The organism is Cellulosimicrobium sp. AB352 (assembly GCF_049538415.1).
In the GTDB taxonomy this organism is placed as follows: Bacteria; Actinomycetota; Actinomycetes; order Actinomycetales; family Cellulomonadaceae; genus Cellulosimicrobium; species Cellulosimicrobium funkei.
This window is the reverse complement of sequence record NZ_JBMVFX010000008.1, coordinates 153,830-163,908: the sequence shown is the minus strand read 5'-3', so window position 1 is coordinate 163,908 and position 10,079 is coordinate 153,830. Positions and strand designations below refer to the sequence as shown.

Annotated in this window: 8 protein-coding genes; 2 read left to right on the top strand and 6 right to left on the bottom strand. The window is 74.4% G+C overall.

The genetic code is table 11. The features are described from left to right. The 5 genes from ACPCUX_RS08220 to ACPCUX_RS08200 all read right to left on the bottom strand — a co-directional run. Nucleotides 1-732: hypothetical protein (locus tag ACPCUX_RS08220; protein ID WP_423388530.1), on the bottom strand; the 732-nt coding region annotated here is incomplete at its 3' end. 55 nt (nt 733-787) lie between these two features. Next, on the bottom strand, nt 788-1,201 hold the full coding sequence (locus ACPCUX_RS08215) for a chemotaxis protein CheW (RefSeq protein WP_137279636.1): 414 nt from the start codon (nt 1,199-1,201) through the stop codon (nt 788-790). Beyond that, nucleotides 1,198-3,549, bottom strand: a complete 2,352-nt coding sequence (locus ACPCUX_RS08210) for a chemotaxis protein CheA (RefSeq protein WP_423388534.1) — start codon at nt 3,547-3,549, stop codon at nt 1,198-1,200. Before ACPCUX_RS08210 ends, ACPCUX_RS08215 begins: the two co-directional genes overlap by 4 nt. 181 nt (nt 3,550-3,730) lie before the next feature. Next, nucleotides 3,731-3,946, bottom strand: a complete 216-nt coding sequence (locus ACPCUX_RS08205) for a hypothetical protein (RefSeq protein WP_423388529.1) — start codon at nt 3,944-3,946, stop codon at nt 3,731-3,733. A 52-nt stretch (nt 3,947-3,998) separates the two neighbouring features. After that, nucleotides 3,999-5,255 (bottom strand): hypothetical protein, encoded by a 1,257-nt coding sequence (locus ACPCUX_RS08200; RefSeq protein WP_423388528.1) that lies wholly within the window; start codon nt 5,253-5,255, stop codon nt 3,999-4,001. A gap of 162 nt (nt 5,256-5,417) precedes the next feature. On the opposite strand from ACPCUX_RS08200, the gene ACPCUX_RS08195 reads away from it, so the two are divergent. Further along, nucleotides 5,418-6,488: a hypothetical protein gene (locus ACPCUX_RS08195; RefSeq protein WP_423388527.1), complete on the top strand. Its 1,071-nt coding sequence runs from the start codon at nt 5,418-5,420 to the stop codon at nt 6,486-6,488. Between the two features lie 21 nt (nt 6,489-6,509). Here ACPCUX_RS08195 and ACPCUX_RS08190 read toward each other — a convergent pair whose 3' ends face one another. Next, nucleotides 6,510-8,006: an XRE family transcriptional regulator gene (locus tag ACPCUX_RS08190; protein ID WP_085388488.1), complete on the bottom strand. Its 1,497-nt coding sequence runs from the start codon at nt 8,004-8,006 to the stop codon at nt 6,510-6,512. 116 nt (nt 8,007-8,122) lie between these two features. On the opposite strand from ACPCUX_RS08190, the gene ACPCUX_RS08185 reads away from it, so the two are divergent. Then, the gene (locus ACPCUX_RS08185) at nt 8,123-10,063 is read left to right on the top strand and encodes a phosphoenolpyruvate carboxykinase (GTP) (protein ID WP_423388526.1); all 1,941 of its coding nucleotides are present in this window, start codon (nt 8,123-8,125) and stop codon (nt 10,061-10,063) included. Nucleotides 10,064-10,079 lie beyond the last annotated feature (16 nt).

Below are 10,079 nucleotides of genomic sequence, written 5' to 3'. Positions count from 1 at the left end.
CGTCAGGTCACCGGAGGCGAGCGCGCCGAGCGCGTGCTGGACCGTGCCCGCGGACCGACGGATGCGGTTGGCGACCCGCACGCCCACGAGGACCGCGAGGAGGAGCCCGACGACCGCGACGACGATCATGAGGAGGAAGGCGCGCGCGGCCTTCGCCGCCGCGTCGTCCGCGACCGTGTCGAGGTAGGCGTAGACCGCGTCACCGGACGCCGACAGCGAGGCGCGGTACGTCGCGATGATCTCGTCGTTGGCCGCCTGGATCTCGGGCGTCACGGCCTTCGCCTCGACCGCCGGCATGAGCGTCGCGTCGCGGAAGGCGAGCCACTCGGCCCAGCTCGCCTTGAACGCGGTCCAGTTCGGCTCCTCCACCCCGTCGGCGGCGAGCACCGCGTCGATCAGGCCGATCTGCTCCTCGACGCGGGCGTCCGTCGCCGCCATCTGCTCCACGGTCTGCTCGCGAGCCTCGCCCTCGACGATGTCGTACTGGTAGGTGAGCCGCCACGCCTCCTGCGTGTCGTGGTCCACCTCCGCGTTGCTGCGCAGGAGCGAGCTCGCCACGCCCGCGACCGACGCCGTGTCGTCGGACGTCGACCGCAGGCTCTGCAGCGCGAAGGCCACGACGAGGACGAGCACGACGGCGAGCACGCCGAGCGCGGTGAGGATCTTCGTGCGGACGGAGAAGTCGGCGAAGCGACGCCGGCGCGTGGGCCGGGGGGTCTCGAGCGTGGACATCGGTGGCTCCTGGGGGGACGAGGGTCGAGAAGAGGGAAGGGCGAGCCCGGCGGGCTCAGGACGCCGCGGCGTCGACGTCGAGCGCGAGCAGCAGCCGGTCGGGGAGCTTGTACGCGCCGCGGATCACGGCACGCAGCTCCTCGGGGAGCGTCTGGGGCGGCGTCTCGAACTGGTCGGCGTCGACCTCGAGCACGTCGCCGATCGTGTCGACGAGCAGGCTCACGGTCTCGTCGCCGACGAAGACGACGACCATCATCTGGTCCGCGTCGTGGGCCGTCATGCCGAGGCGACGCCGCAGGTCGACGGAGAGCACGACCTGCCCGCGGAGGTTGACGAGGCCCCCGACGTCGTCGGGCGCGAGCGGAACGCGTGTCCGGGCGCGGCCCGGCAGGACCTCCTGGACGCGGTCGACGGGGATCCCGCAGAGCCGGTCGGCCAGCGTGAACGTCACGAGCTGCTGCGTGGTCATCGGGCACCTGCCAGCGACAGGTCGTTCTCGGCCGTCGCGTCGTCGAAGGGGTCGAGGTCGTCGTAGAAGCCGGGGTCCGCCGCCTGGACGGCGCTGCGGACGTCGAGCAGCTCCGTCACGCGGTCCTTGAGGACGGTCGACCCGGTGAGCCCGTGGCCGTCGATGTCGCTGCGCCGGCGCGCGTCGTCCTCGACGATGTCGAAGATCTCCGTGACCGCCATCGCGATGCTGCGCCCCGCGCGGGTGTACACGACGATGTCGAGCTCGTCCGCGGGCGGGCCGCCGGCGGCGCCCAGGAGCTGGTCGAGCCGCACGAGCGGCAGCAGCGCGCCGCGGTACTGGAGCACCTCGCGCGAGCCGACCTGCTCGATCGTGTCGGAGCGGATGCGTTCGAGCCGCGTCACCGCGGAGAGCGGGATCGCCACACGGCGGTCCCCCGCCCCGACGACGAGCATCTGCTCGACGGTCGCGGCGCTCTCCGTCGTGTCCTGCGCGTACGCGCGGGCCAGGTCCGCGGCGTCGGACGTGAGCACCTTGCGGGCGATCGCCTGGAGGTCGAGGATGAGCGCCACCCCGCCGTCGCCGAGCACCGTCGCCCCGGAGTACATGCCGATCTGCTTGAGCCGGTTCGCGAGCGCCTTGACGACGATCTCCTCCATGTTGAGGACGCGGTCGACGATCACGCCGAAGCGCTGGTCGTCCGCCTCGACGACCGCGATGACGCGACCCTCGGAGTCCGGGTCGAGCCCGAGCACCTCGGAGAGCGACAGCAGCGGCAGCAGCGTGCCCCGCAGCCGGAAGACGGGGGCGGTGCCGACGTGCTCGATCTCGCCGTGCTGGTCGCCGAGGGCGACGAGCTCGAGGAGGCTGACCTGCGGGATCGCGTAGACCGCGCCGCAGCACATCACCGTGAGCGCGGGCATGATCGCGAGCGTCAGCGGGATCCGCATGCGCCACGTCGTCCCGGTCCCGACCGTCGACTCGACGTCGACCGAGCCGCCGATGGCCTCGATGTTCGTGCGCACGACGTCCATCCCGACGCCGCGCCCGGACACGTTCGTGACCTTCGCCGCCGTCGAGAAGCCGGGCAGGAACAGCAGGTCGAGCAGCTCGGACGGGGCCATCGCGGCGACGTCGCCCGCGGTCCGCAGCCCCTTGGCCACGGCGGTGCGCCCGACCTTCTCGGGGTCGATGCCCGCGCCGTCGTCCGTGATCTCCACGACGACCTGGCCGTTCGAGTGGTACGCGCGCAGCGTCACGAGCCCCTGGGGCCGCTTGCCGGCGCGGAGCCGGTCCTCGGGCGCCTCGATCCCGTGGTCGACGGCGTTGCGCACCAGGTGCGTCAGCGGGTCCTTGACCGCCTCGAGCAGGGAGCGGTCGAGCTCGGTGTCGCCGCCCGTCATCTCGATCCGGACGTCGCGACCCAGCATCTTCGCGAGGTCGCGCACGACGCGCGGCATCTTGGACCACACGTGCTCGATCGGCTGCATGCGCGTCTTCATGACGCCCTCCTGCAGCTCGGACGCGATGAGGCTGAGGCGCTGCGCGGACCGCTTGGTCTCCTGGTCCTCGCCCGCGCCGGCGATCCGGTCGATCTGGTTGCGCACCAGCACGAGCTCGCCGACCTGCCGCATGAGCGTGTCCAGGAGGTCGACGTCCACCCGGATCGAGCCGTCCGCGGCGTTGCGGGTGTGCGGCTCGGGCTCGGGTGCCGGCTCGGGCGCGGGCGCCGGTCCGACGGCGGGTGCGGGCGCCGGCTCGGCAGCGAGCACCGGGGCGGTCCGGGGCGTGGGAGCCGGCTCGGGTGCGGGAGCCGGCTCGGGAGCGGTGCCCGCCGCGGGCGTGGGCTCCGGCTCCGGCTCCGGCTCCGGCTCGGGAGCGGTCTCGGGGTCGGTCTCGGGCGCGGTGCCGGCCGCGGCGTCGGGCGAGGCACCGTCCGCGACGGCGGGCGCGACGTCCGGCTCCGGCGCCGCCGTGCCGTCCTGGACGGCGACGATCCGCGCGACCATCGGGTCGACGTCCAGGTCGTCCCCGGCACCGGACTCGACCTTCGCGAGGATGGCGCGCAGCGTGTCGACGAGCGCGAGCAGCACGTCCGCCGTCGGCTGGTCCATCGCCCGCTCGCCGTCGCGCAGCTCCGACAGGAGCGACTCGCCCACGTGGGACACGCGCTCGAGGTTGCCGAACCCGAGGAAGCCGCTCGTGCCCTTGATGGTGTGCACGGTGCGGAAGATGCTGCTCAGCAGCGCGCGCGACGAGGGGTCGCTCTCGAGCGCCACGAGGTCCTGGTCGAGCTGGTCGAGGTTCTCGTAGGACTCGACCAGGAACTCGTGGACGATCTCGTCCATCTCGTCCACGTCCGTACCTCCCCGCCATGTCTGGCGTGTGTCTGTCTCGTCGCCGGTGTCCGGCGTGCGGCCCGGGTACCCCCGCGGGTGCCCGGGTGGCCGACCCGTTCGGCACGGGCGGTCACGGCGTACTCTCGGTACGCGCTGCCGCCTCGTGGGGTGCGGGTCGTCCGGGGTCGTGTCAGGCGGTGGCCTTCTGCGCGGCGCGGTTCACGAGTCCCGCGGCCTCCGGGCGCGTCATGCCCTGCAGGACGAGCTCCTCGACCAGCGAGGCGATGAGCTCGTGGACGTCGCGCGGGTTGAGCGGCGAGCCGGACCGGCGCCGGGCGAGCTCCTTGTTCAGCGGGGCGCAGCGTTCGGCGATGGTCGTGCGCGGGCGTGACGGGACGGCGGCCATGGGGTCTCCTCTCGGTGCCTCGCGGGCGAGGCGCGTCGGTGGTCGTGAGGTCCTATGCGACGAGCGAGCGCTTCTGGCCACCCGTGCGGGCCGCGGCCACCAGGTCCGCCAGCGCGCGGCGCACGGCGAGCGGCGTCGCGCCCAGCGGGGCGCCGGGCAGCGCCGCGGCCGTCGTCAGGGCGGCGAGGTAGCGCGCCGCGTCGCGCGTCGTCTCGCCGGTCCCGCGGTCGGGGTCCCACGCGGAGCGCGCCTCGTGCTCGTGCTCGAGGAAGACGGCGGTGAGCTCGGCGACCCAGGCCGCGTCCACGCCGCAGCCCGCGACGGCCTGCTTGACGGCGACGCGGGTGCGGGAGACGGCGGGCCGGCCGGGGCGCGCGCGGTCGGCGAGCGCGTCGCGGACGAGCAGGTCCGCGATCCGCGCGCCGTACTCGTGGTCGGCGAGGGTCGAGAGCCGGTCGCGGTCGAACGCGGCCCAGAGGCGGCCGAGCAGGACCGCGCGGCGCTCGTCGGTGGTGGCGAGCAGCCCGACGACGGACCGCAGCGCGAGGTCCTCGTCCTCCTCGACCCACCCGAGCATCCGGGCGCGCACGTCCGGGTCGAGCGGGCGGTCGAGCTCGGGCAGGTCGAACGCCTCGCGGATCGCGCCCGCGTCGATCTGCGTGCGGAGCACGCCGCGCTGCCGCGCGGCCGCGCTCACGTGCGTCTCGTAGAGCTGCTCGAGCTGCGCGGAGCGCCCCGCGTCGACGACGTCGGTCGCGGGGTCGGGGACGACCGGCAGCTCGTGCAGGAGGCCCGCGAGCCGGCCCTCGTCGTCGACCGTGCCCTCCAGCAGGTCGGTCGACACGATCTGCCCCACCCGGCGCGCGCTGCGCACGGTGCGCAGGAGCGTGCGGTGCATGAGCGTGTAGTCGCCGAGCGCCTGGCGGATGGAGCCGGCCGCGCTCGCGCCGTCGGCGAACACCTCGAGGTCGAAGAACTTGGTGCCGTTGCGCCCCGTCGAGTCGCCGGTCGCGCCGTCGGCGCTCGGGAGGTCGAGGAGCTTGCGGGTGTAGAAGTCGACGGCCGCCTCGACCATGTCGTCGTGCAGGAACCGCGCGACGTCGTGCCGGTGGCAGTACCGCAGCGTCTCGGACGGGATGATCCCGGTCCGGAAGACGGCCTCGAAGACCGCCATGCGGGCCTCGCGCTCGGGGAGCGCACCGGCGCGCACGCGCAGCGCGAGGTCGGTGGTGAGGCGGTCGAGCTCGTCGCTCGCGCGGTCGTGGGTGCGGGGGGCGGGGACGTCGGTGGCGACGGTCGAGGTGTGCATGGCGAGGGTGTGTGCGGCGCCCGCGCGAAAATCGGCCGCTCGCAGCCCCGCAGCGTTGTGATGTCCGTCACACCATGGCGGGCGGCGCGCGAGGTGGCCCGCGCAGGTTGGCGCACGCCCCCGCCGCATAGGCGTGGAGACCACCACGACGAGAGGACCCCTGTGGAGCACAGACGCCGGACGTTCGACGCCGGACCGGGAGCGGGCCTCCTGCTCCCCTCGTCCGCGATCGAGACGGTGGCCCGCCTGCACCGCTGGCAGGCGTTCGCCGGCCTGGCCGACGGCGAGGTGCTGCTCTCGCCCCTGTCCGCGTCACCGCTCCCCCTGCCGTGGACCGTGCCCGCGGGCCGGCGGCGGTGGGCCACCGTGCGCCCCGAGGCGATGTGGCACCCGCTCCTGTGGCTGCCCGAGCGCCTGAGCACGCCGCGGGTCCTGCGCGACCCGGTGACGGGCGAGACGTGGGGCGAGACGTACGACGAGTGGGCGCTGCGCGTCGTGCTCGAGCTCACGGAGGCGGGCCCGGTGACGCTCGACGGGCAGGAGTGGGTCCTGCTGCACGACCCGGCGCACGACCGGTTCGTGCGCCCCGCCGGGCCGGAGGACCACGACCTCGTCCCGCTGTTCGACGTGACGACCGGGACGTGGCTCGACGTGCTGTCGACCGTGGGGCTCGACGTCGACGACCCGGCGGACGTCGCCCGGGTCGAGGCGTGGCTCGCCGGCGCGGCCGACGCCGCGCTCGACGCGGTGGACCTCGACCGGCACCTGCAGGCCGACGGGCGCGACCCGGCGTGGTCGCTCGACCGGGTGCACCGGCCCCTCGCCGGGCCGGGCGAGTCCCGGACCTACGTCGAGGACCTGCGCGACGCGTCGTCGGCGCTCGTGGCGCGCGAGCTCGGCGAGCGCGCCGCCCGCCTGGGGCGCGGCCGGGCGACCGCGCGCGAGCTCGGCCGGCAGGTCGGCACGCTCGCGCGCATCGCGTCGACGCTGCTCTCCCCGCGCGAGCTCGTCGCCGAGGACCTCGGGCTCGCGCTGTCGCTCGTGACCGCGAGCGCCGAGCGGGCGACGACGAGGCGGGCCGCGCTCGACGCCGTCGCGGACCTGCGCATGGTGCTCGGCCCGGTCGCGCAGGCGGCGGCCGTCGGGCTCGACCGCGTCGCGCTGCGGTCGGAGATCGAGACGACGCAGGTGCACCGGCAGGTCGCGGCGCTCTCGGGCCGGACGGTCACCTGAGGCGCCTCGCCGAGCGCTCGCTCAGGCGTCGCGGGGGGCGTGCTTGGCGAGGAACGCGTAGACCTCCGTCGCGTCGACGCCGGGGAACGCGCCGCTCGGGAGCGCGGAGAGCACGTGCTGGTGCATGCGCGCGCTGGGCCACGACGCGTCCTCCCAGCGCGCGGCGGCGTCCGCGGCCGGGCGGCGGCAGCACGACTCGTCCGGGCACGACGACTGCCGCCGCACCGTCGTGTCCCGGCCGCGGAACCACTTCGCCGAGGCGAACGGCACCCCGACGGCGATGGAGAACTGGCCGGACGTCGTCGTGCCGGTCTGCGTGGAGCACCAGAACGTGCCCGCGGGCGTGTCCGTGTACTGGTACGACTCCTGCGCGCGGTCGCGGCGCGTGAAGGCCTCGCGGGCAGCCCACTTGCGGCACACCATCTGGCCCTCGATCGAGCCCGTGACGTCGGCGGGCAGGGGCAGGCCGTCGTTCTCGTAGCCCCGGAACAGCGCGCCGTCGTCGCCGACGCGCAGGAAGTGCAGCGGGATGCCGAGGTGCACGGTCGCGAGGTTCGTGAAGCGTTGCGCGGCGGCCTCGTGGGTCACGCCGAACGCGTCGCGCAGGTCCTCCACGGCGAGGTCCTTCTCGCGCTTGCGGCGCTCCAGGAAGTCGACGGCCGCGCTCTGCGGGATGAGGCAGCACGCCGCGAAGTACGTGATCTCGACGCGCTGGCGCAGGAACTCCGCGTACGAGCGCGGCCGCTCGTGCCCGAGCACGCGGTGCGCTATGGCCTGGAGCGCGAGCGAGCGCAGCCCGTGGCCGCCGGGGATCGACGCGGGCGGCAGGTAGATGCGCCCGTTCTCCAGGTCGGTGACGGTGCGCGTCGAGTGCGGCAGGTCGTCGACGTGCCAGATGGTGAAGCCGAGCTGCTCGGCCATGCGCGCGACGGTGCGGTGGGTGAGCGCGCCGACCGTGTAGCCGGCCTTGCGCGTCATCTCCTCGGCGAGCGCCTCGATCTCCGGGTAGTAGTTGTCGCGCGCCTGGCGCTCGAGGCGCAGCTCGGTGTTCGCGCGGCGCGCCTCCTCGGGGGTCGCGACGGCCTCGGTCGCGCGGCGCTGGAGCTCGGCGTGCAGGCCCACGAGGTTCTCGAGCACCGGCAGGGGCAGCTTCTGGCTCGCCTTCACGGCGGGCAGCCCGAGGCCCGCGAACAGGGGGCCGCGCTGGGCGCGGTCGAGCGCGATCTCCAGCGCGGCGCGGCGCGACGGCGGCTCGTCCGTGAGCAGGTCCGTGACCGGCACGTCGAGCGCCTGGGCGAGCTGCTGGAGGAGCGACAGCCGCGGCTCGCGGCGCCCGTTCTCGATCATCGACAGCAGGCTGGGCGCGGTGCCCACGGCCTCGCCGAGCGCATCGAGGGTGAGGCCGCGCGCCGTGCGGAAGTGCCGCACGCGCCGACCGAGCGTGATGAGGTCCGCCTGGGCCGCGGGCTGAGCCTCGGGACGGTCCCCGGGACGGCTGGACGACGTCGTGCTGGCCATGGCTTGACAGTATGTCAAGATCGCCGAATCTTCACAGCGTCCTGAGGCGAAATACACGCCGGTTCGGCGTGAGGCTGGAGGCACAGCACCGTCCACCCGCCGAGCGAGGAGAACCCATGACCACCGCCGCAGGCCCCCGCCAGACCCGCCGCACCCGCCAGGCCGCGCTGCTCGACGACGTCGAGACCGACCTCGCCGGGCTGACGACGGACCGGTCGCCGGGGCAGCGAGGCGGCACGGCCGACCCTCGTCCGCGCGACGCGCGCGCCTGGGTGCGGGAGATCGCAACCCTCACCGAGCCGGACGCGATCGTCTGGTGCGACGGCTCCGCGGCGGAGAAGCAGCGCCTGACCGACCTCCTCGTCGACGCCGGGACGCTCCTGCCCCTCGACCCGGAGCTGCGCCCCGGGAGCTACCTCGCGCGCTCCGACCCGAGCGACGTCGCGCGCGTCGAGTCGCGCACGTTCATCTGCTCGCGCGAGGAGGTCGACGCCGGCCCGACCAACAACTGGCGCGAGCCGGACGCCATGCGCGCCGAGCTCCGCGGCGTGTTCGAGGGCTCGATGCGCGGCCGCACGATGTACGTCGTGCCGTTCTCGATGGGCCCGGTGGGCGGCCCCATCTCCCAGGTCGGCATCCAGGTCACCGACTCGCCGTACGTCGTCGTCAGCATGGGGATCATGACGCGCGTCGGGACGGCCGTCATGGACCTCATCGACGCCGGTGCCGCGTTCGTGCCCGCCGTGCACTCGGTGGGCGCGCCGCTCGTCGACGACACCGGGGCGGTCGCCGAGGACGTGCCGTGGCCGTGCAACGACACGAAGTACATCGTCCACTTCCCCGAGACGCGCGAGATCTGGTCGTACGGCTCCGGGTACGGCGGCAACGCCCTCCTCGGCAAGAAGTGCTTCGCACTGCGCATCGCGTCCGCGATGGCGCGCGACGAGGGCTGGCTCGCCGAGCACATGCTGCTCATCCGCGCGACGTCGCCCGAGGGCCGGGCCTACCACCTCGCCGCGGCCTTCCCGTCCGCGTGCGGCAAGACCAACCTCGCGATGCTGCGACCGACGATCCCCGGCTGGACCGTCGAGACCATCGGCGACGACATCGCGTGGCTGCGCACCGGCACCGACGGCCGCCTGCGCGCGATCAACCCCGAGGCCGGCTTCTTCGGCGTCGCGCCCGGGACCGGGGTCGAGACCAACCCCGCCGCCGTCGAGACGTTCGCGCGCGACACGATCTTCACGAACGTCGCGCTCACCGACGACGGCGACGTCTGGTGGGAGGGCCTGACCCCCGAGCCGCCCGCGCACCTGATCGACTGGACCGGCCAGGACTGGACGCCCGACGCCGGCCGCCCCGCCGCGCACCCGAACTCGCGGTTCACCGTCTCCGCGGCGCAGTGCCCGACGATCGCCGACTCCTGGGAGGACCCCGACGGCGTCCCGATCGACGCGATCGTGTTCGGCGGGCGCCGCGCGACCAACGTCCCGCTCGTCGCGCAGGCTTACGGCTGGGAGCACGGCGTCTTCATGGGCGCCACCATCTCCTCCGAGCAGACCGCCGCCGCCGAGGGCACCGTCGGCGCGCTGCGCCGCGACCCGTTCGCGATGCTGCCCTTCTGCGGCTACAACATGGCCGACCACTGGGCGCACTGGCTCCGCGTCGGCGCTTCCCTCGACCCCGAGAAGCGCCCCAAGATCTTCCAGGTCAACTGGTTCCGCAAGGACGCCGACGGCCGGTTCCTCTGGCCCGGGTTCGGCGAGAACGCGCGCGTCGTCGCGTGGATCGCGGCACAGGTCGACCGCTCGCGCGGCGTCCGCACCGACAGCGGCGCCGTGAAGAGCCCCGTCGGCCTGCTCCCCGCACCCGGCGCGCTCGAGCTCGGCGGCCTCGACCTGGACGACGCCGACCTCGACGCCCTGTTCGACGTCTCGCCCGAGCAGTGGCTCGCCGAGGCCGAGCTGACCGCCGAGTTCTTCGACACCTTCGGCAACCGCGTGCCCGACGAGCTCTGGGCGCAGCTCGCGCGCCTGCGGGACCGCCTCGGGGCCTGACGCCGCACCCGAGCGG

What these genes read in the sequence shown, in the direction of transcription:
- ACPCUX_RS08200 (WP_423388528.1), bottom strand. Translation starts at nt 5,255, where the DNA reads ATGCACACCTCGACCGTCGCCACCGACGTCCCCGCCCCCCGCACCCAC.
- ACPCUX_RS08185 (WP_423388526.1), top strand. Translation starts at nt 8,123, where the DNA reads ATGACCACCGCCGCAGGCCCCCGCCAGACCCGCCGCACCCGCCAGGCC.
- ACPCUX_RS08190 (WP_085388488.1), bottom strand. Translation starts at nt 8,006, where the DNA reads ATGGCCAGCACGACGTCGTCCAGCCGTCCCGGGGACCGTCCCGAGGCT.
- ACPCUX_RS08205 (WP_423388529.1), bottom strand. Translation starts at nt 3,946, where the DNA reads ATGGCCGCCGTCCCGTCACGCCCGCGCACGACCATCGCCGAACGCTGC.
- ACPCUX_RS08215 (WP_137279636.1), bottom strand. Translation starts at nt 1,201, where the DNA reads ATGACCACGCAGCAGCTCGTGACGTTCACGCTGGCCGACCGGCTCTGC.
- ACPCUX_RS08210 (WP_423388534.1), bottom strand. Translation starts at nt 3,549, where the DNA reads ATGGACGAGATCGTCCACGAGTTCCTGGTCGAGTCCTACGAGAACCTC.